Source organism: Umezawaea sp. Da 62-37 (genome assembly GCF_032460545.1).
Classification (GTDB): Bacteria; Actinomycetota; Actinomycetes; order Mycobacteriales; family Pseudonocardiaceae; genus Umezawaea.
The window spans coordinates 1,083,887-1,109,769 of the sequence record NZ_CP135965.1 but is presented as its reverse complement, the minus strand read 5'-3'; the positions used below and the strand labels follow the sequence as shown (position 1 = coordinate 1,109,769).

The window sequence follows — 25,883 nt, the reverse complement described above, 5'->3', positions numbered from 1 at the left end:
CTCGAGTGCCTGTTCCCGAGCGGCAGGTCTGCTTGTCGGCAGTGGTGGACGTCGACGCGCGCGCCCGGTCCTGTGCCACCAGGATGTTCGGCGAGGCGGAAGTCACTCCGGTGGGGTCTGATCGGCGGCGGGCAGGCTCTCCGCGCGGGTGAGCAGGGTGCGCAGGGCGGTCATGGGGCGGCCCTGGCGTTGTCCTTCGGTGACGGAGTCGCGCAGCACGTCCATGCCCTGCCGGCGGACCTTGCCGCCGTGGTGGAAGCGGTTGAACGCCGCTGTGTCCAGCGGTCGCATGTCCTTCTCCTGCTTGCGGTGGATCGCGGCGGTGACCCGTGGCCGCATGAAGAGTGCCGCCACCTTGCCGAGCAGGCCGTTGCGGGGGAGGGCCATGATCTCGGCCTGGGCGCGGCAGGCGAGTGTCCACAGCGGCTTGTCGGCGATGACGTCGGCGATGGGCGGCCACCCGGCGACGTCGCAGGCCGCGTAGACGGCGAAGACGGCGTTGCTCAGGACATCGGCGGGTTTCGCGGGCAGGAAGCTCACGCGGGAGACGCCGCTGCGGTCGTACAGCAGTGCGAAGCTCTTCGCGGCCGCCTGGTCGGACCGGACCACGGTGAACCCGACCTTGGTGGGCGGGTGGACGTAGCAGACGTCGGCGGCCGCGATCGCGGCCGCGTCGGCGCCGGGAGGCACCGGTAGGTTCGCGTCGGCCTGGTGGGCGAGCATGCCGAGGAAGCCGAGGAGCAGTCGGTCGCCAGGGATGCGCAGGGCGTCGAGGTAGTGCCGGCGCAGGTCGACGCCGATGCCGTCCATGAGGACCACGGCGTCGGTGTCGTGGACGAGGTCGCCGATCGCGCGGAGCGTGGCGGCGCCCTGTGCGGTGCGGCTGGTGTGGCCGTCGAGGGTGATCACGACGAACGCGAAAGTCCGCCCGTCGAGGGGTGCGGTGTCCTCGACGACCTCGTACCCGTCGAACGTCTTGAGGGTGTTGTCGTTGTAGTCGTAGAGCTGTCGCGGGGCGGCGAAGGCGTCGGTGCGGCCCGCCCGGACGAGGAAGGTGATGTCGGCACCGGCCAGGCCCAGGTGGTAGCCGAGGGACATGCCGACGGCGCCCGCGCCGACGACGAGTGCGGATGGACTGCTCACGAGGCGATGTTCCCCTGGTGGGATCGGGGGTTCGACCGCGGGGCGCGCAGGCCGGGGGTGTGCCGGCCCGCGTCGAGCAGGTGGCCGCGCAGGACGGCGTGGTCCAGGTCCTTGGTTCGCGGTCCCGCCGCGCGGGCGATCCCGGACATGACGACGTCGGCCCGGACGCGGCCGCCGGGGCCCTGCTCGACCTCCGCGAGCAGTGCGACCACGCGGGCGGTCAGGTCGTCGAGTTCCTGATGGGAGTCGAGCATCCGCACCGCTCCCCGATCGCCGGTGAGCACGGGCGGCAGTCGGCGGTGGCCCAGCACCGTGTCGACGAATCCGACCGGCGTCCGATCGGCGCGTGCTCGCCGACCGCGCAGGGCCTCGGCGGCCTCGACCGCGGTGCGCGGTTGCGCGCAGACCGGGGCGACCACCGCGGCGAACAGGTCTTCGCGGGGGCGGAAGCGGTGGTGCGCCGCGGCTTTGGTGATGCCCGGTTCGCCGCCGATCAGCTGCAGCGAGGTGCCCGCGACGCTGTGCCGCGCCGGCTCTCGATGGCGTGGAGGGCTCCGACCGGGAAATCCGTGCCAGGACTTCGGCCTGATCCGCCTGCCCGGCAGTGATCTCCACTCCCGACCAGGACAATGGATGTGATCCGGATCACATCTTTAATGGTGGGGGAACTTCATCGTTCAGTCGCTCGACCTCTTCGTCGTAACGCCATGGCGCTCACAACGAGATCGAGGAGGGTCCGGTGGGGAACGGCCTTGCTCACGCGCATTCTGACCTGTCGGCCGAGGATTCACCACCCTGGTTACCGGTTCCCCCTCGACGGTCGAAGGGGCTCGGTTCGCGGTCGCCGCGCGAAAGCGCGGTCGGTGAAAGCTCCCCGTTCGGATTCGGCCACGGGAAGCGTTCGTTGTTCAGTCGGGAAATCGGTTTTGTGAAGCTGAGCCCGACGCAGAACATGACCCTCCTCATCCGGACGGAGCACCCGGAGGAGGAGTACCGGGACATAGCCCGGCAGATCATGGCGTACGAGCACCTCCACGCCGAACAGGTGGGATTCGTGCAGAAGTCGGAATCACCCGATGCCGACATCAGCCTCCGCATGGCGGGGGGTGAGTTCTGCGGCAACGCGTGCATGGCGCTGGCGGCTCTGACCGCGGCGGAGGAGGGGCTCGATCCTGGTCGCCCCATGAAGGTGGTCCTGGAAGTCTCGGGGACCAAGGGCCTCGTCATGTGCCACGTTGTCAAGCAGGGCAACGAGTACGTCTGCGAACTCGCGATGCCGACTCCGTGGGCGGTGGAGAGCGTCACGCTGACGGACGGGGTCGGTGGTCGTTCCGCGCTCGTGCGGTACGACAACTCGCTGCACGTGGTGATCGAGACCGGCCGACTCGACCAGGTCATCCGGGAGAAGGCGCAATCGTTGGCGGTACGGCTCGGCAGAACGTGGAACGTCTCCCTGGTCGGCGTGATGTTGTACGACCCGAATTCGAATTGCCTGACCCCGTTGGTCCACGTCCCGGCCTTGGGCAGCGTGGTGTGGGAACGGGGGTGCGGGTCGGGTACGGCCTCGCTCGGTGCTTATCTGGCGTGGAAGAACAACGCGTCCGTCGTGACGAGCGTGATCCAACCGGGGGGAACGATGAAAGTGGCGGCGGACTGCGTGCAAGGCGTTCTGACCGGTATCAGGATCGAAGGGGCGGTCAGGATCGTGGCTGAGGGAAAAGCGTACTTGCAGGTGGCCTGATGCCCGTCTGGTGAACGATCGGCAAGGAGGGCAATGGGCACCACGGATCTCCGACTGCTGATGGACGAGTACCTGGGCAGGCTCCGGGAGTCGGCGGGGCGGTACGACGGGACCGCTCGCCACAGCGGGGATATGGAACATGTCGTGGGCGACTACTCCGCGTTCGTGACCGACGCGCGTCACCACGATTCCTGGACCAGGCTCGCAGGTGAGAGCTCGCCCGACTTCACGCGACTTGTGGCCGAGTTGAGGGCGCAGTCCGCGCGCTGCGCGGCGATCATGGAGAAGTACCGCGCGCTGAACCTGCTCGGTGGCGGCACCGGGTCGGCGGGCTACTTCGACAACGTCGAGTCCGGTATCGAGGTGGAGTTCGGCACCTTCCGGTTGACGTCCTCGTCCAGGGTGTTGCTGGTCGGCTCGGGTTCGTTCCCGATGACCCCGCTCTACATCGCCGAGCGCACCGGCGCCTGCGTCGTCGGTGTGGACATCGACGAAGAAGCCGTCGAACTCGGCCGACAGGTCGTGAAGAAGCTGGGGAGCGGCTTGGACATCAGGCTGGAGCGGGTACCGGTGGACGACCTGGCGTTCACGCGGGAAGCGTCGCACGTCATCTTCAGTTCGACCGTCGCGGTGAAGTACGAACTCCTGCACAGGATCCACTCGTCCACACGCGACGACGTGGTGGTGGCCATGAGGCACGGCGACCACCTGAAGTCCTTGTTCAACTACCCGATGGAGGAGGTCGACGACCGGAAGTGGAAGTTGGCCGACCGGGTCCTCCGTCCGGAACACATCTTCGACGTGGCGCTGTACGTGAAGGCCCGGTTGTCGCACACGCGCGGATCGGGGATTCGATGAGCGACCTCGGGCGGGTCTTGATCGCGGGCACCGGACCGACCTCGGTGCAGTTCGCGGTCATGGTGAAGAGCCGGTTGGACTGCGCGGTCGGGATCGCGGGCCGGGAGTCCGTCCGCTCGACCGCGTTCTTCGCGGACCTGGAGCGGAACGGTCGGACCGCACGGGTCGATGTCCAGAACGACAAGCACAGTGCGGCGGCCGGTGAATGCCCGGTCGACGAGCTCTTCCGGGACTACGAGGCGGTCACCGGCGAGTGGCGCACGCTCGTCCTGACGGTGACCGCGGACGCGTACACCCAGGTCCTGCGCCGGATCGACCACGGTGTCCTGAGCCGGATCTCCTGCGTCGTCCTGGTGTCGCCCACTTTCGGCTCCAACAGCCTCGTGCGGAACTACCTCCGGGGCCGCGGCGTCGACGCCGAGGTGATCAGCTTCTCCAGTTACCTGGGTGACACCCGGTGGATGGACGGGGCTCCCTCGCACCACGTCCTCACGGCGGCGGTGAAGAAGAAGCTGTACATCGGCTCCAGTCGAGGCCGATCGGAGAACCTGGACCTGCTGTGCGACATGCACCGGCGGTTGGGCGTCGCCATGGGGGTCGTGAACGGTCCGATGGAGGCGGAGACCAGGAACATCTCCCTGTACGTCCACCCGGCGCTCTTCATGAACGAGATCTCGCTGAACACCGTGTTCTTCGACGCCGAACCGACCAGGTACGTCTACAAGCTGGTTCCCGAAGGGCCGATCACGCCTTCCATGGTCAGAGAGATGGTGAACCAGTGGAAAGAGGTGACGGCCATCGTCGGGAAGATGGGCATCAAGGGCGTCAACCTGCTCCGGTTCATGGTCGACGACAGCTACCCGGTCCGCCCGGAGAGCATTTCGCGCCAGGACGTCGAACTGTTCGAGGGGTTGCCGCCCGTACACCAGGAGTACCTGGTGTACGTCCGCTACGCCTCGCTGCTGGTCGACCCGTTCTCCGAACCCGACGCCGACGGCAGGTACTTCGACTTCTCGGCGATCCCCATCCGCCGGGTCTTCGTCGACGGCGAGGGGCGCTGGGACGTGCCGAGGATGCCGAAGGAGGACTACTACCGGACGAAGGTGATCCAAGGGGTCGCCCGACACCTGGGGGTGGACTGCCCGACCATCGACGAGTTCCTCGGTCGCTACGAGCGCGCGCTTGGGGAAGCGGCCGGGATTCACGCCGGCGAGCCGCTGACGGATGCCTTCGAAGTGCGGGACTTCCGCGAGGACCTGGACATGATCTGCGAAGAGATCACGAAAGCGCGGTGAGCGCGGACCATCCGGCACATCGGACGACAGGGAGTTCGACCACGTGAGCCCGACAGCCGAGAACGCGGACCCGACGCAGCGGGACGGCGTCGACGCACCGGTGACTGATCGGCCGCAGAGCGATTGGCGCATCAGCAGGGAGGTGATGCCGACCCTGCTCGCCTCGGTGCTCGGGCTGTTGCCCTTCACCGTCTACAGCACGTTCCTGGTGCCGATCGCCGACGCCGCCGGGGGCAGCGACGCGACGGTGGGCGCGTTGCGCGGTCTGGGCGGGATCGGCGCCGTGCTGGTCGGCGTGGCCGTGGCGCCGTTGGTCGGGAGGGTCCCGCCGGGCAGGGTCGCGGCCTGGGGTTTGGTGCTGCTCGCCGTGGCGTCGCTGTTCGGAACGGTCGCCTGGCTGCCTTCCCTGGCCGTGTTCTGCTTGTTGATCGGTGTGTCGAACGCGGTGCTGTACCCGGCGTTGACGACCGCGGCGGCCGACCGGTTCGGGACCGGCCCGGCCGCCGCCCGTGCCGCGACGCTGGTGACCGCGACGAAGACGCTGGCCGCGACCCTGGTGGCACCGCTGGTCGCGCTTCCCGCGCTCTGGTGGGGCTGGCGGGGGGACCTGGTCGCCATCGCGGTGGTCGCGGTCGTGCTGACGCCGGTCCTGCTCCGGTACGGACGAGAACGGCATGTCGACGACGCGTCACCGCCCCTCGGCTACTTCGCCGCCTTCCGGGGGTTGGCCGTGGTGCCGGGTGCCCGAGCCCTGCTGCTGGTGTCGTTCGGTCAGGCCGCGGCGTTCCAGGGGTACCTGGCGTACCTGGCCGCGTTCTACGCCGACCGGTTCGGCCTGTCGCCGGGGATGTTCGCGTTCGTGTGGACCCTCAGCGGCGGCGCGTTCTTCCTGGGCAACCTGATCGCCGGGCGCCTGGTCAACGCCACGGAGTCCGACCAGCGTGCCCGTCGGGCCCTGAACGTCTTCCTGGCTCTCGCGTTGGTCTCGTTGTTCGGTGTGTACCTGGCGCCCACCCTGCCGGTCGCGTTGATCAGCACCGCGCTGCTGTCGGCCAGTCACGCGGTGGGCGTGGCATCGGTGGTGACGCTTCTGGTGCGTCGCGGCGGCACCTTGCGCGGCACCGCTCTGAGCGTCAACGCCTCCGGTATGAGCCTCGGCTTGTTCCTCGGCGCGTCCGCCGGTGGGGCGGGGTTGGCGGCGGCCGGTTATTGGGGCGCCGCCGCGGTCTTCGGTCTGTTCACGGTGCTGTCGGTGGCGGCGGCCGCGACGGTTCGATCGCAGTCATGAGGCGGGATCGGTCTTCGATCGCGAACGAGGGAACACGGTGGAGGTTGTCGATGAGTGGACGTCGCGTGCCGGCTTTTCCGGGAGGTGCCCGCCCCCGGTCGTTGATGGCGGCGTTGTTCGCCATGTCCGTCCTGGTGGCCGGATGTGCCGGGAGCGAGGGCTCGTCGAACGGGGGTGATCCCTCGAATCCTCCGGGATCTTCCGGCCACTACCCGGTGACGGTCCGGAACTGCGGCCGCGAGGTGACGTTCGAGAAGGCGCCGAGCCGGGTCTACCTGGGATTCCAATCAGCGGCGGAACTCTTCTTCGGCCTGGGGCTCGGTGACCGGGCGATAGCCCAGATCAAGCCGATGGACACCCCTCTGCCCGACCAGGCCGCCGACTTCGACCGCGTCCCGGACAAGTCCCCCGACGCGTACGTCCCGGTCGGCAAGGAGGAGATGTTCGGGCTGCGGCCCGACATGCTCTTCGCCTACGTCAACTCCGAGTACGGCGGCCCCGAGCAGCTCTCACCGGGTTTGGCCACGGTCGACGAACTCCAGTCCATCGGCGCGCAGGTGTACGCCCTGGTGTGCCCCGACGACAACCCGGTCCAGACCGCGTTCACCTACCGCGCCATCGCCGAGCTCGGCGTCATCTTCGACGTCGAGGACAGGGCGACGGAGGTGATCGACGGGATGAAGGCGCGCGTCGCCGAGGTGCAGAAGCGGGTCGCGGGTCGCGGCCAGGTCCCGGTGTTCTACTACTACGGCGGTGAAGGGCCGATCATGACGGGCACCCGCGACGCCTTCGCCAACGAGGTGATCGGCCTGGCCGGTGGGGTGAACGTCTTCGGGAACACCGAGGGAGGGCGGAGGGGTTTCCAGAGCGTCTCGCAGGAGCAGGTGGCCGCCACGAATCCCGCGGCGTTCCTGATCGGCGCCAGCCCCAACAGCGACCAGGACGTGACCGCCAAGACCGACTACCTGTACCGCATGTTCCCGGAGATGCGGGCCAGCAAGGACAAGCGGTTCGCCTTGACCTACGACACCGCCAACACACCGGGATGGCGTTTCGTCGACACCGTCGAAGACCTCGCCCGAACCCTGCACCCGGACGCGTTCGCCGACACCGCGCCGACCACGTCGCCGACGACCCCGTCGGGTGGGAAATGACATCCTTGACGCCCGACACCGGCCCGCATCCCCTGGAGGATCCGGAATCCCCGCCGCCGCGCCGCATGGCCGGTCAGGCGGTGTTGCTGCTCGGCCTGGGCGCCGCGGTGGTCGTGAGCATCGCCCTGGCGACCTCCCTCGGCCCGGTGAGGGTTCCGCTGCGCGACACCGTGCAAGTGGTGCTCCACAACATCTCCTCGGACTGGTTCGCCAAGCCCGCCGACCCCGTGTACGCCCAGATCGTGTGGCAGTTCCGGCTTCCCCGCGCGCTGCTCGGGGCGGTGGTCGGCGCGGGTCTGGCCGCGGTCGGGGTCGTGCTGCAGGCGGTGGTGCGCAACCCGTTGGCCGATCCGTACCTGCTCGGCGTCTCCTCGGGCGCCTCCTTCGGCGCGGTGTCGGTGCTGGTGCTGGGTTCCGCCTCCGTCGCCGGGCTGGGGCTTTCGTCGGCCGCGTTCGCCGGCGCGCTGATCGCGACCTTGTTGGTGTACCTGCTGGCCCAACGCGCGGGACGGGTCACCCCGTTCCGGCTGATCCTGGCCGGGGTGTCGTTGGCGTACCTGTTCCAGGCCCTCTACGGGCTGTTGTTGTTGCGGGCCAACCCCCATGACGTGCAGGGTGTGCTCATCTGGCTGTTCGGCAGCCTGGGATCCACCGCTTGGAGCGACGTCGGCATCCCCGCCCTCGGCGTGGTGGCGGGCACGCTGTACCTGTTCACCCAGGCGCGACCGTTGAACTCCCTGCTCAGCGGCGAGGAGACGGCGGTCTCCCTCGGGCTCGACATCGCCCGGTTCCGGATCCGGATGTTGCTGGTCACCTCGCTGATGGTCGGGGTCATGGTCGCCGTCAGCGGCGCGGTCGCGTTCATCGGCTTGATCATCCCGCACCTGTGCCGGATGCTGGTCGGCTCGGACCACCGGCGGCTGCTGCCGGTCGCGGCGCTGCTCGGAGCGGCGTTCCTGGTCCTGATGGACCTCGCCGCCCGCACCGTGCTCACGTCCACCGAACTGCCCCTCTCCATCGTGACGGCGGTGTTCGGGGTGCCGTTCTTCATCTGGCTGCTGCGTCAACGCGAGGTCGGACGGGAGGCTCGGTTCGGATGACGGACGCAGCACACGGGAACGAGTCCACGCCGCCGCGGGTCGCGGTCGACTCCCTGTCGGTGGCGCTGGGCGGAACCCCCATCGTGTCCGAGGCGAACCTGACGGTCGGCGCGGGTGAAATGGTCGGCATCGTCGGCCCGAACGGCAGCGGGAAGTCCACGCTCCTGCGGGTGATCTACCGCGCGCTGCGCCCGGAAGCGGGACTGGTGCGCGTGGACGGCTCCGACGTGTGGCGGCTGAGCGCTCGCGAGTCCGCGCAGCGCACCGCCGTGGTGGTGCAGGAGTCCGGGAGCGATTTCGTCCTCAAGGTCGCCGACGTGGTCGCGATGGGCCGCAACCCGCACAAGGGCCCACTGGACCGCGACACGGGGGAGGACCGCCGGATCTGCGCGCAGGCCCTCGCCAGGACCGGCGTGTCCGCGTTGGCGGGGCGCGATTACGACACGCTCTCCGGTGGGGAGAAGCAGCGGGTGCTGCTGGCCAGGGCGTTGACCCAGCAACCGCGGCTGCTGGTGCTCGACGAGCCGACCAACCACCTGGACATCCGCTTCCAGTTGGAACTGCTCAACCTCGTCCGGACGCTCGGGGTGTCCACGCTCACGGTCATGCACGACCTCACGCTGGCGGTCGGGCACTGCGACCGCGTCTACGTCCTGCACCGCGGCCGGGTCGTGGCCGACGGGCCACCGGCCGAGGTGCTCACCCCGGAGCTGGTCGCCGAGGTCTTCGGCGTCCGATCACACCGGTGGACCGACCCCGACACCGGGCAGCTGCACCTGGGCTTCTCCCGCCTGGACGGCACGACGACGAACGACGCCGTCGCGACGGCGATGGGCGGACCGCGACAGGGGCGGGGATGAGAAGGCAGTCCGCCGTGCCGCGCAAGGTGACACCGCAATCCCGCAGAGAGGAAAGTCCGTGACCGCGCCCAAGCAGAACGAGCCGCAGCCCGACCTGTTCGCCAGGTGGGAAGTCCAGCAGACCGCCTACATCGCCGACCGCGACCGCGTGTACGAGGTGATGCTCGAGGTCCTCACCCACCTGCGACCGGCTGAGGACCTCGTGGTGCTCGACCTGGCGTGCGGCCCCGGCGCGATCAGCAGCCGTCTGCTCGACCGGCTGCCGAAGGCGCGATCGGTGGCCGTCGACGTCGACCCGGTGCTGCTGGCGATCGGCCAGGGGGCCGTGGGCGACGTGGACGGCCGCCTGAGGTGGGTCCGAGCCGACCTGCGCGACCCCGACTGGCCCACCGCCCTCGGCGACGACGGTGTGGACGGCACCTTCGACGCGGTGCTGTCCAGCACGGCGCTGCACTGGCTGGACCCGGCGGTCCTCGCCGCGACCTATCGGCACGCGTTCGGACTGCTGCGTCCCGGAGGTGTCCTGCTCAACGCCGACTACCTGCCGCACCCTCCGGGGAGCAGGCTGCGTTCGGTGTGCGACGCCCTCGCCCTCGACCGGCGCAACCACGCGCTGGCCCGCGGCGCGGAGTCCTGGGAGACGTGGTGGGAGGCCGTGGAGGCCGAACCGGAACTGGCCGACGCGTTGGCTGTGCGCGCGACGCTGTGGCCGGAGGGCGCACGGGACTGGACGGCGGCCTCGCACCGGTTCAACGAGGCCGCCCTCCTCGACGCCGGATTCGCGGAGGCGGGCGTGGTCTGGCAGGACCTCCAGGAGCGCGTCGTCGTCGGACTCCGGTAGGAGCGGGTCGGGACAGCCCGGCCCGCAGGTCACCGGGGAACGTCCGAGTGCGCCCGGATGTCGTTGCGGGGCAGGAGGTCCGGAACCGGTGGATGGGTGATCTTCGGGCCCAGGACGTGTCCCAACGCGGGGTGCAGGCTGTCAGGTGCAGAAGGCGTGGCGGACGGTGTGGGCGAGGCTCCGGCGGCGGCGTTCGTGGTCGGCGGCGGGGTCGGCCGTGGTGGCGGTGTAGGTGAGGCTGCTGGGGGACCAGGTCATGGCCAGGGAGATGACCATGGAGTGCACGTCGGCCGGGGGCAGTGACGGGTCGATGTGCCCGGCTTCCTGCGCGCGGGCGATGGCGTCGGTCTTGGGGGTCTCGTCGGCCTCGGTGAACAGGTGACCCTCGGGCGTGCGCTCCAGTCGTGCCCACGTCGCCAGGCGCACCAGTTGCGGGCGGTCGAGGTAGGCGTCGTAGAGGCGGACGGCGTAGCCGGGTAGGTCGTCGGCGGTGAGGGGAGCGGCGTCGAGGATGCCGCTGACCTGGTCGTGGAGCACCGCGTCGAACAGGGCCTCCTTGCTGCCGTAGTAGGCGTACAGCTGGGCCTTGCTCACCTTCGCCTCGGCGGAGACGCGGTCGACGCGTCCGCCCGCGATGCCGTGGGCGGCGAACTCGACTGCGCCCGCGTCCAGGAGTCGTCGTCTGCTCGCCTGCGCCTTGTCCACGCCACGAGTCTAAACGAACTGGTTCGTTTGCGTATGTTGCCCGGCGGGGTTACGGTCTAGGAGGAGAACGAACCAGTTCGTTCTGCTACCGAAGACGAACCCGATACTTGCTATGAGGAGTGACATGCGGACCACCACCGGCTGGCAAGCGCACGGCCCGACGACCGATCTGCGCCGGACGCCCATCACCCGCCGAGACCTCCGCCGCGACGACATCGCGGTGCGCGTGGACTTCTGCGGCGTCTGCCACAGCGATCTGCACGCCATCCGGGCGCTCGGCGCCGAGGACGTGCTCGTGCCGGGGCACGAGTTCACCGGCGTCGTGACCGAGGTCGGCCCGGACGTGACCGGCTTCCGCGTCGGAGACCCCGTCGCGGTCGGCAACATCGTAGATTCCTGCGGCGCGTGCACCATGTGCGTGGCTGGCCAGGAGAACTTCTGCCGCGAGTTCCCGACCCTGACCTACGGCGGGACCGACCGCCACGACGGGACCCCGACCGTGGGGGCCTTCTCCCGCGAGTACGTCGTGCGGGACCTGTTCGCCTACCCCCTGCCCTCCGGACTGGACCCCGCCGGCGCGGCGCCGCTGCTGTGCGCAGGCGTCACGGTGTGGGAACCGCTGCGCGCGCTCGGCGTCGGTCCGGGCTCCCGCGTCGCGGTGAGCGGCCTGGGCGGGCTCGGCCACCTCGCGGTCAAGTTCGCCGCCGCCCTGGGCGCGGAGGTCACCGTCATCAGCCGCTCGGCGGACCGCGCGGACGAGGCGAAGCGACTCGGCGCCCACGACCTCGTCGATTCCGGCGACCCCGAAGCGATGGCCGCGGCCCGCGACCGGTTCGACGTCCTGATCGACACCATCCCCGTCGCCCACGACATCGGCCCCTACCTGGGCCTGGTCGCCGTGGACGGCACGCTCAGCCACCTGGGCCACCTCGGTTCCATCACGGTCGAGGCCGTGGACCTGCTCATCGGCCGCAAGAAGCTCAGCTCCGCGGGCAGCGGGGGCCGTCCCAGCACGGCCGCCATGCTCGACTTCTGCGCCGCCCACGGCATCACCGCCGACGTCGAGGTCCTGCCGTCGGTGCGGACGGCGGATGCCCTCGAGCGGCTGGAGCGCAACGACGTGCGCTACCGCTTCGTCCTGGACCTGTCCGACCTGTCCTGACGCGAATCATCGGAACGGTGGACGACCACGTTCTGCCCCGACAGACGTACGCGACTCGTGAAGGAGCGGACGCGTGACGTGAACCGCCCTTCGTGGACGACTCCGGAAGACGAGGTTCGAACGCGATCATGAGCAACGACAACACTCTTGTCCTTGGTGCCACCGGCAAGACGGGCAGGCGGGTCGTCGCCCGGTTGCGGCTGCGCGGCACGCCTGTGCGTCCGGCTTCCCGGTCCGGCCAGGTCCCCTTCGACTGGTCGGACCCCAGCGGCTGGGACGCGGCTCTGACCGGTGTCGACGCCGTGTACCTGGTGGCACCGCAAGTACCCGGTCCGGCGCCCGACTTCGTGGCCAGGGCCGAAGCCGCCGGTGTGCGCCGCCTGGTCCTGCTCTCCGGGCGTGCCGCCGACGACTGGGGCGACTCCGGGTTCGGCCTCGACATGCTCTCGGCGGAGGAGGCCGTGCGCGGTTCGGCTCTGGAGTGGACGGTGTTGCGGTCCAACAACTTCCAGCAGAACTTCGACGAGGAGTTGTGGCACGCCCCGCTCGTGGCAGGCGAGCTGGCGCTTCCCGCCGACGCGGTCCCCGAGCCGTTCACCGATGTGGAAGACGTCGCCGACACCGCGGTCAGGGTCCTGGCCGAGCCCGGCAAGCACGCCGGGCGGATCTACGAGCTGTCGGGACCGAGGGCGATCACCTTCGCCGAGGCCGTCGGGATGATCTCCTCGGCCTCCGGGCTGCCCATGACCTACAGGACGATCTCCCCGGCGGAGTACACCAGGAACCTGGTCGACGACGGGGTGGACGAAGATGTCGCCCACCACGTCTCCGCGATGTTCGTGATGATGGAACGTGGACCACTGGCCACTACCACGGATGGAATCGACACCGTGCTGGGACGACCGCCCCGACCTTTCGAGGAGTACGTCGTGCGAGCCGCGGCCGCGGGAGCCTGGAGCGGACGGTGACGAGGTGGAACGCGCGGAACCGCCTGCGGGTATTCGCACGAGCGAGCACCCGCAAGCGGTACGGGGAGGCCGTACCACGCAGAGCGCCGTGATCCCCGGTGCCGCGCGGCGGGATGTTCACCGCGCGGCTGGGGTGCGCCGCGGATCGATGACCCCGGCCGCGGCGACGTCACGAGTGGCGATGTCGGTTATTTCTCCCTCAGCAGGTAGACGTTGCCGTTGCCCTTGCCGTCCGCGTCACTGTTGAAGATCAGGTCCGTGTCGTTGATGAACGCGGCATGGGGGTGCACCGATTCCGAATCGGAAGAACTCCGGTGCTTGAACATCTTCACGGTGTCGACCTTGTTCGTGCCCGGCTTGATGTAGTAGTAGAAGATGTAGGGCGTGTCGTCACCTCCGTCCCCCTCGATGATCGTCTGAGCCGGGTTCATGGCGAAGTGGTTGCTGTACTCCTTGATGTCGTAGCTGAAGAACTGCTCCTTGCGGATGTTGTAGGTGACCACCTGTTCCGGCGTGTCGCCCTGCTTCCGCTGGGCGAAAGCGGCATCCCGGCCATTGGCCTGCCAGAACGGGTGCACGCCGTGATCGTTCGAATCGGTCAGGAGTGTCTTCTTCTTGCTCCCGATGTCGACGAGGCCGATCTGGTTCTCGCCGTACACGTGGTAGAGGAGCGTGTCCCCGTACACCGGGTTGATCAGCACGTGGTCGACGTTCCCGTCGACCTTCTTGACCGTGTCGAGTTCTCCCGTTTTCACGTCGATCGTGACGAGCGAGGAACGGTTCTCGTCCTCGTCGTACAGGGACGAGGCGATCGTCTTCCCATCCGAGGTCAGGGCGACGATCCCCTTGACGTCGTACTTGTCCGGCACTGTGCGGATCTTTTTCTCCGCGTACGGGGCACGCAGGCTGACCTTGGTGAACGTCCGGTCCTCGACGAAGAACGCCTCCTCGGTCTTGGGCGAGACGTTGGCGTGGTCGCCGTCGATGTCGTCGGAATCCGTCAGCTGCACGAACTTGCCGTTGTCGAGCGACATGAGGTACAGGTTCTCGTGGCCGTCGTCCCGTTTCGACATGAACACGACGGAATCGAGCGACGGGACGTAGGGCTGGACGTCGAGGTACATCTTGTTGTCGAGTTCCTTGGAGGTGGTGAGCTGGACCACCTCGTAATCTTCGTCCAAAGCCGGAAGCGTTTTCCACTCCGCCTCGAACCGGGCGCCCTTCCCGGAATCCAACGCGGATTCTTCGGCGAGGGCGATGTAGGGGGATCCGAGCATGCTCGCGCAAATGAGAACAGTCAAAGCCGATTTCACGAGGACAACCTTCCCGAGCTGAGTGCGAGAGGCGCGCCGTTATCCACTATATGAATCGGAGTACTGTTCCACAACGGATCTAACCTCACCCTTTCGGGTGGAACGAAAGCGAGTTTGCCTCACAATCCAGATCATCGGAATTGCTGACGATGTGTGGATCCGATCCGGAGCGGATCACCTTTTCTGTCATGCGGGGGTACTCGGAAGATCGGTGAATTCGTGTGTTGTCGCCGGTCGGAGGATGAATTCCAAGCGAGGTGAGTTCCAGGTCTGGCCCAACGGTCCGCAGTGCATCCGGGGCTCCACTGGGCGAGTCCTTGCTGTCCTCAAGGAACTGGAGGGGTGTGCAGGGATACGAACTGTGGACGGTCGCGAACGGCGGCCGGTCGGGTCGTTGGGATCACTATCCCGGCGGGAGGGTGCGAGTGGAGTGTCCCCTCGACATCGGTGGCGACCTGTTCCCGTTGCACCGGAACGGTTTTGAGGCTGTCCGAAAATCGGGGCAGCAAGGTGTCCGCGGCGGCCGTGCCCGGAACCGCCGCGGTCTGCTCGTCCAACGCGGCCGTGACCTCCTCGACAGGCCTGGCGTCCATGTGCGGAGCGTGCCGTCGGGGTCCCGAGCGGTGTCCTCGGCCGGTCGACGCCCACCCCGCTGAGCCGCCACGTGGAGCACTGGCCGGTGCTGTCCGACGCGTCGTGGACCGCACCGTTCAAGATCAGCGGATTCGGGGAGGGCTGTCGGGGGCCGGCAGACTCACGGTCGGCAGGCGGGAAACGATGATTGAGTTCGTCGATCCCGGCTTTTCGGCTCGAATCCGGTCCCGTCTCCCGGCGAAACGGCGCTTGCGGCGTTCGGCGTAGAGGAATTGGTCTTATTCGGTGTTTGGGGGATTGTGCATAAGATTGTTTCATGGCGCCATTGGCATCACTGATACTGCGGCTGCAACAGGTGCGCGACCCCGAAGTATTCGGCGAGGATTGTGTGTCAAGACTGGCGGTGGCAATAGTGGTCGGGCGGGCCGCCGCACCGGGCCGCGTTGCCGAGCTTTTGTCGGGGTGTCCTCCGCATCCACCTCGATAAAAAAGCAGGACCGCCGCGTGTTCCTGCGGTGTGCGCACAGTTCGGCGGCACCGAGCCCGTTACGCGCGGGCTCCGAACCGGGCTTTTCCGTGATCACCGCGGATCGCCAAGAACTCGGAGCGAGCGATGGACTACCGCATTCTCGGCCCACTGGAGGCGAGCCACGACGAGGTCGTCGTGGACATCAGCGGAGCCCGTCAGCTGACGGTGTTAGCCCTGCTCCTGGTGGAGGCGAACCGGATCGTGCCCGTCGACCGCCTGGTGGACGGGGTGTGGAACGAGACCCCGCCCGCCACCAGCCGGAGCCAGATCCACATCTGCATCTCCTCCCTGCGGCGTCAGCTCGCCGGTGGCGGGGCGTCCGTCGACACCTGCGCGCCCGGCTACCGGCTGCGGGTGGCGGAGGGGGAACTGGACCTGCACGTCTTCGAGGCCCGCGTGGCAGCCGCCCACGCGGCGGTCGCGGACGGCGCCCACCGGCGCGCGGTGGTCGAGCTGAGGTCGGCCCTGGCGCTGTGGCGCGGTCCGGCGCTGGCCGGTGTCGGCAGCCAGCTGCTGCGCCGCGTGGCCGCCGCGCTGGACGACCGGCGGCTGGCCGTGCACGAGGAGTGCCTGGAGATCGAGTTGGCGCACGGCCTGGGCGCACCGCACGACCTGGTCTGCGAGCTGACCGGTCTGGTGGCGGCCCGTCCCCGCAGGGAGCGCCTGCTCGCCCTGCTGATGATCGCCCTCTACCGGGTGGGCAGGCAGGCCGAGGCGCTGGAGGAGTACCGCAGGGCGCGGGCCCGGTTCATCGGTGAACTGGGCATCGAACCCGGCGAGGAGCTCAGCGACCTGTACCAGCGCATCCTCGTGCACGACCCCGCCCTGTCCCGGCCCGCCGAGCCGCCGCCCGTCCCGGTCCGGAGCAGGGGACCGCGCCGCCTCCCTGCCGACATCGCGGACTTCACCGGGCGCAGGCGCAGCCTCGAACGCCTCCTGGAGGTGTCCGAGCCGCAGGACGGGACCGCCGTCCGGACGGTCGAGGTCACCGGTCGGGAGGGGGTCGGCAAGACCACCCTCGTCGTGCACGCCGGTCACCTGCTCGCCCCGGAGTTCCCGGACGGGCAGCTCTTCGCCAGGCTCTCCCACGACGGCGTGCCGGAGGACCCCCACGACATCCTCGGGCGCTTCCTGCGCGCGTTCGGCTTCGCCGACCAGGACGTCCCCGACGGCAGGGAGGAACGGGCGGAGACCTACCGCGACCACATGGCTGACCGTCGTGTCCTGGTGGTCCTGGACGACGCACTCTCGGAGAGCCAGGTGTTCCCGCTGCTGCCGGGCTCGTCGCTGTGCCGGGTGCTCGTCACGTCCCGCCGCCCGCTCGCCGGACTCCCGGCCGCGGTCCGCCTCCGCCTGACCCCCTTCACCGAGGACAGCGCGCTGGAACTGGCGGCCCGCATCGCGGGGCGCGCCAGGATCGACGCCGACCGCGACGCCGCGGTCGCGTTGAACGAGGCGTGCGGCTACCTGCCGCTCGCCCTGCGCCTGGCCGCCGCCCGCCTGGCCTCGCACCCGCACTGGACGGTCGCGGACGTGGTCGCCCACCTCGAGGACGGGTCCAGCTGGCTGGACGACCTCGAGGACCGGACCGGTGTGCACCCCGCGTACGCGGGCCTGACCGACGAGGCCCGCCGCCTCTTCCGCCTGCTGCCGCTCGTCGACGCGGCGGACTTCGCCTCGTGGGTCGGGGCGCCGCTGCTGGACGTCGGCGTCGCGCGGTCGGAGGCGCTGCTCGACGAGCTCGCCGACGCGGATCTCCTGGTCGTCCGCCCCCACGCAGGCGGGACGCGCTACTGGATGCCGGGCTGGATCCTCGGCTACGCGCGCAGGCGGCAGTCCGAGGAGGGGGAGGAGTCCGTGCGCAAGGCGTTCGAACGCCTGCTGGGCGCGCTGCTGCACCTGTCGGAGAAGGCGCACCGGCTCCAGGGGGGCGAACACCTGCACCTGGCCGGGAACGGGGCCAGCCGGTGGGAGCTGCCCGCCCCGCTGGTGGAACGACTGGTCGCCGACCCGGCGGGCTGGTACACCCGTGAGCGCTCGTGGGTGCTGAGGGCGGTGCGGCAGGCCGCCGCCGCGGGGTTCCCGGAGCACGCCTGGGGCCTGGCCATGTGCACGGTCACCTTCGCCGAGTCCTCGCCGGGCGCGCTCCGACGGGTGGGGGCGTTCTGATCCTCGGCCCGGACGGGCCGAGGAGACCGTCCCGGCGCGACCGCGTCAGAGCCAGGCCGCGACCGGGGCCTGCGCGCCCAGGACGGAGTGCAGCAGCACGTTCGCGCCGTGCACGAGGTCGTCGGGCGCGGTGTCCTCGCCCGGCGCGTGGCTGATGCCCCGCTTGCTGGGCACGAAGATCATGCCGATCGGGGCCACCAGCGCGACGATCTGGGCGTCGTGCCCGGCGCCGCTGGGCATGGTCAGGTGCGGCAACCCCAGGGCGTCCGCCGCGCCGCGGATGGCGTCCCGCAGCTCGGGGGCGGTCGACACGGCCTGTGACCGCATGGAGGCCCGCACATCGACGTCGCAGCCGGAGGCCGCGGCCACCCGCGAGCACTCCTCGCGCACGGCGGCCTCGCCGCGGACGAGATTGGCGGGGTCGGTGTCCCGCACCTCGACGCTCATCCGCACGTTCCCGGTGATGGTGTTGGTGACGTTGGGGTGGGCCTCCAGGTAGCCGGTGGTGGCCGTCGCGCACACGGCGTGCTCGGTGACGACGCGTTCCGCGGCGAGGACGATGCCCGCGGCGGCGACCATGGCGTCCCGGCGGTCGGGCATGGGGGTGGTGCCCGCGTGCTGGGCTTCGCCCACGACGTCGATGTCGAGGATCGTGCGTCCGACGATCCCGTCCACGACGCCGATCGGCAGCCCGAGGCGTTCGAGCGTCGGCCCCTGCTCGATGTGCAGCTCCAGGTAGGCGGCGATGCTGCCGGGCGTCCACGCCGCGTCGGCCAGGTGTTCGGGTGAACCGCCCGCCTGGACCAGGTACTCGCTGACCGGCCTGCCCGTCCGGTCCTCGGCGGCGAGCCCGTCCTCCAGCGAGCCGCACAGCGCGCGCGACCCCCAGAACGGGGTCTGGATCAGCGCGCCCTCCTCGTTGGCGAAGGCGACGGCGACCACCTCGACGGGAAGGTCGACGTCGTGCTCGTGCAGGACCTGCAGCACCTCCAGCGCGGCGATCACCCCGTAGGCGCCGTCCAGCCAGCCGCCCTGCACCACGGTGTCCACGTGGGAGCCGACGAGCAGCACGGGCGCCGCGTCACGGCGTGTGCGCGGGCGGTGGACCAGCAGGTTGCCCGCGGGGTCGGTCTCGGTCTTCAGCCCGGCCTCGGCGCACAGGTCCCGCAGATAGGCCATCGCCACGTTCTCCTGGTCGCTGAGCCCCAACCTGGTGATCCCGCCCGCGGGATCGGCGCCGATCTTCGACAGCTCGTCGAGCCTGCCGAGCAGCCTCGCGCCGTCGATCCGGAGCCCGGAGTGGCTCCTCGTGCCGCCGTCGACCGGTCCGCGTGCCTGGAGATTGCGCTTGGCCATATCTCTTCCTCCTGTTCGCCGGGCGCGAGCGCCGGCGGGACAGCGCGGACTTGTCCTCGATCTGCCCGGATCCATAGCATTGTGGGTCGCCCTGCTTTTCACGGACCATTGCCCGGCTATCGTTCTCCCGCTTGCTATCCGCAGTGGTGGACGGTTCTATTCCGAGGCTATTTCCGGGCCATTTTCGCCCTTTTCCCGCCGTGCTTTCCGTTGACCTGCCGGATTCCGGCTCCCTAGTGTTCGTCGCGACCCCTTTGGCGGAAACAGCCGGATGACGCGTGCCGGCAGGAAAGGGCACAACCCATGGGAAGCCTCCACGAGGACAAGCGGATTCCTGCACCTGCTGTCCTGCGCGCCCGTGTCGCCGAACGGGGTCCGCTCTCCTACGGCCAGCAACGGCTGTGGTTCCTGGACCGGTGGCTGGCGGGCAGCCCGGTCTACAACATGCCCGTCACCCTGCGGTTCACCGGTCGGCTGGACGCCGGTCGACTCGCCGCCGCGGTCGCCGCCGCGGCCGCTCGCCACGACGTGCTGTTCACCGTGGTCGAGGAGGGTCCCGACGGGCCCCTCCAGCGGGTGTCGGACCACCGGGAGCTGGCCTGCCCGATCGTGGACGCGTCCGAGGCGGAGGCGCTGCGGCTGATCGAGGAGGACGCCCGGCGCCCCTTCGACCTGGCCTCGGGCCCGATGCTGCGCGCGCACCTCTTCCGGGTGGCCGAGGACTCGCACTGGCTCCAGCTGACGTTCCACCACATCGCTTCCGACGGCTGGTCCGTCGAGGTGTTCCAGCGCCACCTCGTGGAGGCCTACCGGACCGGAGCCGCGCCGCCGGAGCCGCTGACCGTCCAGTACGCCGACTACGCGCTCTGGCAGCGCGACGTGATGGCGGGTCCCACCGCCGCCCGGTCCCTGGAGGCGTGGACCCACGCGCTGAGCGGCGCGCCCGCCGTCCTGGACCTCGGCGCCGACCGCCCGCGCCCCGCCGAGCTGAGCTACCGCGGCCGCACCGCGCACTTCGCCCTGTCCGGCGTTCCCCTCGCCGACCTGGAGAAGTTCGCCGCGGACGAGGGCGTCACCCCGTACGTCGCCCTCGTCGCGGCGTTCCAGATGCTCGTCGCCCGGCACTCCGGCGGCGACGACGTCGTGCTTGGCTCGCCGACGGCGGGCCGCGGTCCCGCCGCGCTCGACGAGATGGTCGGCTTCTTCGCGGACTCGCTCGTCGTCCGCACCAGCCTGGCGAACGACCCGTCGTTCCGCGAACTGGTGGCCCGCACCCGCGCCGACGTCCTGAACGCCCTGTCGCGCAGCCGGATGCCGTTCGACCTCGCCGTGAACCACCTGCACCCGGAGCGCGACCTCGGCTACAGCCCCGTCGTGCAGGTCGTGTTCGCCCTGCACGAGGACGATGACGCCGGTGTCCTGGACGACGACGTCTCGTTCGAGCGCGGCACGGTGTCCACCGGCACGGCGAAGTACGACCTCACCTGGTCGGTCTTCCGCGGCGCCACCGGACTGCGGCTGGAGGTCGAGTACTCGACCGACCTGTTCGACGCGGAGACCGTCGAGGCCTTCGTGGACCACTGGGAGACCCTGCTGCGACAGGTCGTCACCGAACCCGACCTGCGGCTGAGCGAGGTCGACCTGCTGTCGGCCGACGAGGCCGAGCGGGTGGCGGCGTGGTCCGGCACCGGCGCGGAGCTGCCCGCCGGGACCGTGCACGGGTTCGTCGCGCGCGGTGCGGCCGAGCGGCCGGACGCGGTGGCGTTGACGGGCGCCGGGGTGACGTGGACCTACGAGGAACTGGAAGGGCGCGCCACGGCGTTGGCGCGTCGGCTGCGCGCGCTGGGTGTGGGCCCGGAGGACTGCGTCGGCGTCTGCCTGGAGCGCTCGCCGGATATGGTGGTGGCGTGCCTCGCGGTGCTCAAGGCGGGTGGCGTGTACGTCCCGCTCGACACGGCGTTCCCCGCCGACCGCATGGCGTACATGCTCGACTCGGTCGGCGCGGAGGTCGTCCTCGTCCACCAGCCGACCGCGGCCGCCGTGCCCGAGGGTTCGTGGCAGGTCGTCGACGTCGACGCGGAGGTGGCCGCGGACGACGTGGCCCTGCCCGAGGTCGACCCGGACAACGGCTGCTACGTGATCTTCACGTCCGGGTCGACCGGGCGGCCCAAGGGCACCACGATCACCCACCGGAACGTGACCCGGCTCATCGCCGGTGTTCGGGAGAACCTGCCCTTCGGGCAGGACGACGTGTGGACCCTGTTCCACAGCTTCGCGTTCGACTTCTCGGTCTGGGAGATGTGGGGTGCGCTGACCACGGGTGGGCGCCTGGTCGTGGTGCCGTACGCGGTCAGCCGGGACGTGGAGGCGTTCCACGCGCTGGTGCGCGACGAGTCCGTGACGATCCTGAGCCAGACGCCGTCGGCGTTCCGCCAGTTCGAGACGGCCGACGAGCAAGCGGCGGGCGGGTCGTCCCTGCGCGCGGTGGTGTTCGGCGGCGAGGCCCTGCACCGGCCGTCGGTGCGGAGGTGGGCCTCGCGCCACGGCTACGCGTCCCCGCTGCTGGTGAACATGTACGGCATCACCGAGACCACCGTCCACGTCACGTACCTGGCGCTGGGCGAAGAGGACCTCGACCGCGAGCTGAGCCGAATCGGACGGCCGCTGCCCGATCTGAGCGTGCACGTGCTGGACGCGCACGGCCGTCCCTGTCCGGTCGGCGTGACCGGCGAGATCCACGTCGGCGGTGCGGGACTGGCCCGCGGCTACACCGGGATGCCCGGCCTGACCGCCGAGCGCTTCGTGCCCGACCACCGCACCGGCCGCGCGGGCGGACGTCTCTACCGCAGCGGGGACCTGGGCCGGTGGACCGCTCGCGGCGGGCTGGAGTACGTCGGCCGCGCCGACGCGCAGGTGAAGATCCGCGGCTACCGCATCGAGACCGGCGAGATCGAGGCCGTGCTGGGCACCCACCCCGGCCTGCTGGAGGCGACGGTCGTCGCCCGCACCGGTTCCGACGGGCAGGCCGACCTGGCGGGCTACCTGGTGCCCGACGGCGTGGCGCCCTCGACCGACGAGTTGCGCGCGTGGCTGCGCAAGCGGTTGCCGGACTACATGGTGCCGCGGCACTTCGTCGTGCTGGACGCGCTGCCGCTGACCCCGCAGGGCAAGGTGGACCGCAAGGCCCTGCCCGAACCCGAGGCGGTCCGGCCGGAACTCGCGCAGCAGTACGTGGCACCGGTCGGCGCCACCGAGGAGGTGCTCGCCGGGATCTGGCAACGGGTGCTGGGCGTGGACCGGGTCGGTCGGCACGACAACTTCTTCGACCTGGGCGGCGACTCCATCCGCAGCATCCAGGTGCTCGGCCAAGCTCGGGGGAGCGGACTCTCGTTCGACCTCCAGGACCTCTTCCGCACCCCCACGACGGCCGGGCTCGCGACGGTCGTGGTCGAGGCCGCGGCGCCGGCGGCCGACGCCGAACCCGTTGTGCGCGAACCGTTCGCGATGGTGTCCGAAGAGGACCGGGCGCTGCTGCCGGAAGGCCTGGTCGACGCCTACCCGATGGCGGAACTCCAGGTCGGCATGGTCTACGAGATGGAGCTGAACCAGGAGCGCCGCGCCTACCACAACCTGGACGGCCTCCGGATCGTCGGACCGTTCGACGAGGAGCGGTTCCGGGAGGCGACGGCACGGGTCATCGCCCGCCACCCGATCCTGCGGACCTCCTTCGACCTCAGCGGCTTCAGCGAGCCGATGCAGCTCGTGCACGCGACCGCGGAGATGCCCTTCACCATCGGCGACGTGCGCCACCTCGACGAGGCGGCCAGGGACACCGCGCTCGACGAGTACGTGCTCTCCGAGCGCAGGAAGCCGTTCGACCACTCGCGGCCGCTGCTGCTGCGCTTCGCCCTGCACCGGCTGACCGACGAGTCGTTCCAGTGGACGATCACCGAGCACCACGCCATCTTCGACGGGTGGAGCCTGCACTCCACCATCTCCGAGATCGCCGAGGTCTACCAGCGGCTGCTGGCGGGCGAGGACCCGGTGCTCGTCCCGCCGGTGTCGGCCTACCGCGACTTCATCGCCGCGGAACGGGAGACCCTGGCCTCGCAAGAGAGTCGGGCGTTCTGGCTGGACCGCGTGAGCGACCGGCCCGATTGCCGCCTGCCCCGCTGGCCCACCGACCGCCCGACGAGCCTGACCGGGCGCGCGCAGGAGCACGAGTGGCGCGAGCACCACCCCGAGCAGGGGTACGGCTCCGTCGAGACCCTGCTCCCCGACGACCTGTGCGACGGCCTGCGCCAGCTCGCCCGCGAGTGCTCCGTGCCGCTCAAGGCCGTGCTGCTGGTGGCGCACCTGAAGGTGATGAGCCTCGTCACCGGGTCGTCTGACCTCCTGGTCGGCCTGACCGCCAACGGACGGCTGGAGGAGGAAGGCGCCACCGAGGTGCGCGGCATGTTCCTCAACACCGTGCCGTTCCGCATCGAGTTGCCCGACGGCACCTGGCGCGACCTGGTCGGGGCCGTGTTCGAGACCGAGCGCGAACTGCTGCCGCACCGGCGCTACCCGCTCGGCGCGCTCCAGCGCGAGGTCGGCGGCGAGCCGCTGTTCGAGGTGAACTTCGTCCACAACCACTTCCACGTGCTGGACAAGGCCTTCGGGCCCGGCCTCATGCGGATCGCGGACGAGAAGATCGACAGCTTCACCACGGACCGGGCCGAGCCCACCAACTTCCCGCTCAACGTCGGCGTGATCCGCAACCCGTACTCCAACCAGCTGCTGTTCGGCATGGACTACCACACCGAGGTCCTGGTGCCGGACCAGGTCCTGCTCTACCGCGACTACTACCTGCGCGTGATGGAGCAGATGGTGGCCGATCCGGATGCCCGGCACCGGTGGGCGCACCTGCTCGGCGACGACGAGCGCGGACTGCTGGAGTCGTGGAACGCCAACGAGGGCGAGGTGCCGCAGGTCCTGGTGCACCGGATGATCGAGGATCGGGCGGCGGCCCAGCCCGACGCCGTCGCGGTCGAGTCCGGCGGCGTTTCCCTGACCTACGGCGAGTTGAACGCGCGGGCGAACCGGCTGGCGCGTCGACTGCGCGACCTCGGCGTCGGGCCGGACGTTCCGGTGGCGCTGTGCCAGGACCGCTCGCTCGCCATGATCACCAGCCTGCTGGCCGTGCTGAAGGCCGGCGGGATCTACGTGCCGATCGAGCCGGAGTTCCCGGTCGACCGCATGGCCTACATGCTGCGGGAGGTCTCCGCCCGGCTCGTGCTCGCCGGTGAGCAGGCCGTCGCCAAGGTGCCGGAAGGGCCCTGGCAGGTGCTGGTCGCGGACGACGCGCTGTGGACCGACGGCGACGACGGGAACCTGGAAGGCGGCGCCGCGCTGGACAACGGCTTCTACGTGATCTTCACGTCGGGGTCGACGGGACAGCCCAAGGGCGTGTCGACGCGGCACCGCAACGTCACCGAGCTGATGCACGGCGGCGAGTTCCTCACCCTGAACCCGAGCGACACCCTGCTCCAGTTGGCGCCGTTGTCCTTCGACAACTCGACGTTCGAGGTGTGGGCGCCGCTGGTGGGCGGCGCGCGGCTGGTGCTGGCGCCCCCGGTGCAGTACGGGCCGCGCGAGATCGCCGAGTGGGTCGTCGAGTCGGACGTGACGGTGCTGCACGCGACGGCGTCGCTGTTCGCGCTGCTGGTGGACCACGAGCCGCAGACGTTCGACGGCCTGCGCCGCTTCCTCACCGGCAGCGAGACGGTGTCGCCGACCCACGTGGCGAAGGTCCTGGAGCGCTGCCCGGACCTGGAGCTGGTGAACTGCTGGGGGCCGACGGAGACCACGACGTTCTCGGTGTGCGGCGTCTACACCCGCGGCAACGTGCCCTCCGGCGCGCTGCCGCTGGGCTCGCCGCTGATCAACACGCAGGTGTGGGTGCTGGACGAGGCCGGGCTGCCGGTGCCGGTGGGCTCGTCGGGCGAGCTGTACGTGTCGGGCCCGTGCCTGGCGCGCGGCTACCTCGGCAGGCCGGGGCTGACGGCGGAGCGCTTCGTGCCGCACCCGTTCCGCGCCGGGGAACGCCTCTACCGCACCGGTGACCGCGGCCGCTGGTCGATCGACGGCAAGGTGGAGTTCTTCGGCCGCACCGACCACATGGTCAAGGTGCGCGGGTACCGGGTGGAACTGGGCGAGGTCGAGACGGCCCTGCGCGGGCACCCCGACGTGCGCGAGTGCGTGGTCGTCACGCGGGCCAACACCACGGCGGGCATCGACCTGGTGGGCTACCTGGTCGTGGACGGCACCGCCCCCACGTCCGGCGAGATGCGGACGTGGCTCGGGCAGCGGCTGCCCGGCTACATGGTGCCGCGGCTGTTCGTGTTCCTCGACGCGCTGCCGCTCACCCCGCGGGCCAAGATCGACCGGCGCGCGCTGCCGGAGCCGAAGGAGACGCGCGAGGACGTCGCTGAGGAGTACGTGCCGCCGGTCGGCGAGCTGGAGGAGGAGCTGGCCGGGATCTGGGCACGGGTGCTGGACGTCGACCGGGTCGGTCGGCACGACAACTTCTTCGACCTGGGCGGCGATTCCATCCGCAGCATCCAGGTCGTCGGGCAGGCCCGGACCAAGGGGCTCGTCGTCGGGTTGCAGCAGCTCAACCAGCACCCGACGGTGCAGGCGCTCGGCGCGGCCGTCGGTGCGGCTCAGGCGCCGGAACCGGTGCGCGCCAAGGCTTCGCCGTTCGCGATGCTCTCCGAGCAGGACCGTCAGCGGCTCGGGTTGTCCTCCACCACCGGCGAGCGGTGA

At 70.1% G+C, this 25,883-nt stretch carries 17 protein-coding genes; 12 read left to right on the top strand and 5 right to left on the bottom strand.

Annotated elements, in window-relative coordinates; genetic code table 11:
• Positions 1 to 102: 102 nt before the first annotated feature.
• Positions 103 to 1,143 (bottom strand): 2-dehydropantoate 2-reductase N-terminal domain-containing protein, encoded by a 1,041-nt coding sequence (locus RM788_RS04630; RefSeq protein WP_315930262.1) that lies wholly within the window; start codon positions 1,141 to 1,143, stop codon positions 103 to 105.
• A complete protein-coding gene (locus RM788_RS04625; protein WP_315930261.1) occupies positions 1,140 to 1,562 on the bottom strand; it encodes a hypothetical protein in 423 nt (140 codons plus the stop codon). Before RM788_RS04625 ends, RM788_RS04630 begins: the two co-directional genes overlap by 4 nt.
• Positions 1,563 to 1,882: 320 nt before the next feature.
• On the opposite strand from RM788_RS04625, the gene RM788_RS04620 reads away from it, so the two are divergent.
• Genes RM788_RS04620 through RM788_RS04585 form a run of 8 tightly spaced genes read left to right on the top strand, consistent with a single transcriptional unit; the run spans position 1,883 to position 10,280 of the window.
• On the top strand, positions 1,883 to 2,884 hold the full coding sequence (locus RM788_RS04620) for a histidine racemase CntK family protein (protein WP_315930260.1): 1,002 nt from the start codon (positions 1,883 to 1,885) through the stop codon (positions 2,882 to 2,884).
• 33 nt (positions 2,885 to 2,917) lie between these two features.
• Positions 2,918 to 3,742, top strand: a complete 825-nt coding sequence (locus RM788_RS04615; RefSeq protein WP_315930259.1) for a class I SAM-dependent methyltransferase — start codon at positions 2,918 to 2,920, stop codon at positions 3,740 to 3,742.
• Positions 3,739 to 5,037 carry an opine metallophore biosynthesis dehydrogenase gene (locus RM788_RS04610; RefSeq protein ID WP_315930258.1) on the top strand — a complete coding sequence of 433 codons (1,299 nt, stop codon included), beginning with the start codon at positions 3,739 to 3,741 and terminating at the stop codon, positions 5,035 to 5,037. Before RM788_RS04615 ends, RM788_RS04610 begins: the two co-directional genes overlap by 4 nt.
• A 43-nt stretch (positions 5,038 to 5,080) precedes the next feature.
• Positions 5,081 to 6,325 (top strand): MFS transporter, encoded by a 1,245-nt coding sequence (locus tag RM788_RS04605; protein ID WP_315930257.1) that lies wholly within the window; start codon positions 5,081 to 5,083, stop codon positions 6,323 to 6,325.
• A gap of 50 nt (positions 6,326 to 6,375) precedes the next feature.
• The gene (locus RM788_RS04600) at positions 6,376 to 7,479 is read left to right on the top strand and encodes an ABC transporter substrate-binding protein (protein ID WP_315930256.1); all 1,104 of its coding nucleotides are present in this window, start codon (positions 6,376 to 6,378) and stop codon (positions 7,477 to 7,479) included.
• Positions 7,476 to 8,579 (top strand): FecCD family ABC transporter permease, encoded by a 1,104-nt coding sequence (locus RM788_RS04595; protein WP_315930255.1) that lies wholly within the window; start codon positions 7,476 to 7,478, stop codon positions 8,577 to 8,579. Before RM788_RS04600 ends, RM788_RS04595 begins: the two co-directional genes overlap by 4 nt.
• The gene (locus tag RM788_RS04590) at positions 8,576 to 9,439 is read left to right on the top strand and encodes an ABC transporter ATP-binding protein (protein ID WP_315930254.1); all 864 of its coding nucleotides are present in this window, start codon (positions 8,576 to 8,578) and stop codon (positions 9,437 to 9,439) included. The genes RM788_RS04595 and RM788_RS04590 overlap by 4 nt, the downstream gene beginning before the upstream one ends.
• A 58-nt stretch (positions 9,440 to 9,497) precedes the next feature.
• On the top strand, positions 9,498 to 10,280 hold the full coding sequence (locus RM788_RS04585) for a class I SAM-dependent methyltransferase (RefSeq protein WP_315930253.1): 783 nt from the start codon (positions 9,498 to 9,500) through the stop codon (positions 10,278 to 10,280).
• 141 nt (positions 10,281 to 10,421) lie between these two features.
• On the opposite strand, the gene RM788_RS04580 is transcribed toward RM788_RS04585, so the two are convergent.
• Positions 10,422 to 10,985, bottom strand: coding sequence for a TetR/AcrR family transcriptional regulator (locus tag RM788_RS04580; protein WP_315930252.1), 564 nt, complete (start codon positions 10,983 to 10,985; stop codon positions 10,422 to 10,424).
• 124 nt (positions 10,986 to 11,109) lie between these two features.
• Between RM788_RS04580 and RM788_RS04575 the strand changes: the two genes are divergently transcribed.
• Together RM788_RS04575 and RM788_RS04570 are read left to right on the top strand one after the other, a co-directional pair.
• Positions 11,110 to 12,147: an NAD(P)-dependent alcohol dehydrogenase gene (locus tag RM788_RS04575; protein ID WP_315930251.1), complete on the top strand. Its 1,038-nt coding sequence runs from the start codon at positions 11,110 to 11,112 to the stop codon at positions 12,145 to 12,147.
• A gap of 128 nt (positions 12,148 to 12,275) precedes the next feature.
• Entirely contained in the window at positions 12,276 to 13,115 is an 840-nt protein-coding gene (locus RM788_RS04570; protein WP_315930250.1) for an NAD(P)H-binding protein, read from the top strand.
• Positions 13,116 to 13,303: 188 nt separating this feature from the next.
• On the opposite strand, the gene RM788_RS04565 is transcribed toward RM788_RS04570, so the two are convergent.
• A complete protein-coding gene (locus RM788_RS04565) occupies positions 13,304 to 14,392 on the bottom strand; it encodes a beta-propeller domain-containing protein (protein ID WP_315930249.1) in 1,089 nt (362 codons plus the stop codon).
• 1,243 nt (positions 14,393 to 15,635) lie between these two features.
• On the opposite strand from RM788_RS04565, the gene RM788_RS04560 reads away from it, so the two are divergent.
• Positions 15,636 to 17,720 carry an AfsR/SARP family transcriptional regulator gene (locus RM788_RS04560; protein WP_315930248.1) on the top strand — a complete coding sequence of 695 codons (2,085 nt, stop codon included), beginning with the start codon at positions 15,636 to 15,638 and terminating at the stop codon, positions 17,718 to 17,720.
• Positions 17,721 to 17,765: 45 nt separating this feature from the next.
• Here the strand turns inward: RM788_RS04560 and RM788_RS04555 are convergent, their stop codons facing one another.
• Positions 17,766 to 19,076: a Zn-dependent hydrolase gene (locus tag RM788_RS04555; protein WP_315930247.1), complete on the bottom strand. Its 1,311-nt coding sequence runs from the start codon at positions 19,074 to 19,076 to the stop codon at positions 17,766 to 17,768.
• A gap of 303 nt (positions 19,077 to 19,379) precedes the next feature.
• On the opposite strand from RM788_RS04555, the gene RM788_RS04550 reads away from it, so the two are divergent.
• The gene (locus tag RM788_RS04550) at positions 19,380 to 25,883 is read left to right on the top strand and encodes a non-ribosomal peptide synthetase (RefSeq protein WP_315930246.1); all 6,504 of its coding nucleotides are present in this window, start codon (positions 19,380 to 19,382) and stop codon (positions 25,881 to 25,883) included.

Excerpts from the sequence above, each read along its gene's own strand:
- RM788_RS04615 (WP_315930259.1), top strand. The coding sequence starts at position 2,918 with ATGGGCACCACGGATCTCCGACTGCTGATGGACGAGTACCTGGGCAGG.
- RM788_RS04610 (WP_315930258.1), top strand. The coding sequence starts at position 3,739 with ATGAGCGACCTCGGGCGGGTCTTGATCGCGGGCACCGGACCGACCTCG.
- RM788_RS04600 (WP_315930256.1), top strand. The coding sequence starts at position 6,376 with ATGAGTGGACGTCGCGTGCCGGCTTTTCCGGGAGGTGCCCGCCCCCGG.
- RM788_RS04595 (WP_315930255.1), top strand. The coding sequence starts at position 7,476 with ATGACATCCTTGACGCCCGACACCGGCCCGCATCCCCTGGAGGATCCG.
- RM788_RS04590 (WP_315930254.1), top strand. The coding sequence starts at position 8,576 with ATGACGGACGCAGCACACGGGAACGAGTCCACGCCGCCGCGGGTCGCG.
- RM788_RS04575 (WP_315930251.1), top strand. The coding sequence starts at position 11,110 with ATGCGGACCACCACCGGCTGGCAAGCGCACGGCCCGACGACCGATCTG.
- RM788_RS04570 (WP_315930250.1), top strand. The coding sequence starts at position 12,276 with ATGAGCAACGACAACACTCTTGTCCTTGGTGCCACCGGCAAGACGGGC.
- RM788_RS04565 (WP_315930249.1), bottom strand. The coding sequence starts at position 14,392 with ATGCTCGGATCCCCCTACATCGCCCTCGCCGAAGAATCCGCGTTGGAT.
- RM788_RS04560 (WP_315930248.1), top strand. The coding sequence starts at position 15,636 with ATGGACTACCGCATTCTCGGCCCACTGGAGGCGAGCCACGACGAGGTC.
- RM788_RS04555 (WP_315930247.1), bottom strand. The coding sequence starts at position 19,076 with ATGGCCAAGCGCAATCTCCAGGCACGCGGACCGGTCGACGGCGGCACG.
- RM788_RS04550 (WP_315930246.1), top strand. The coding sequence starts at position 19,380 with ATGGGAAGCCTCCACGAGGACAAGCGGATTCCTGCACCTGCTGTCCTG.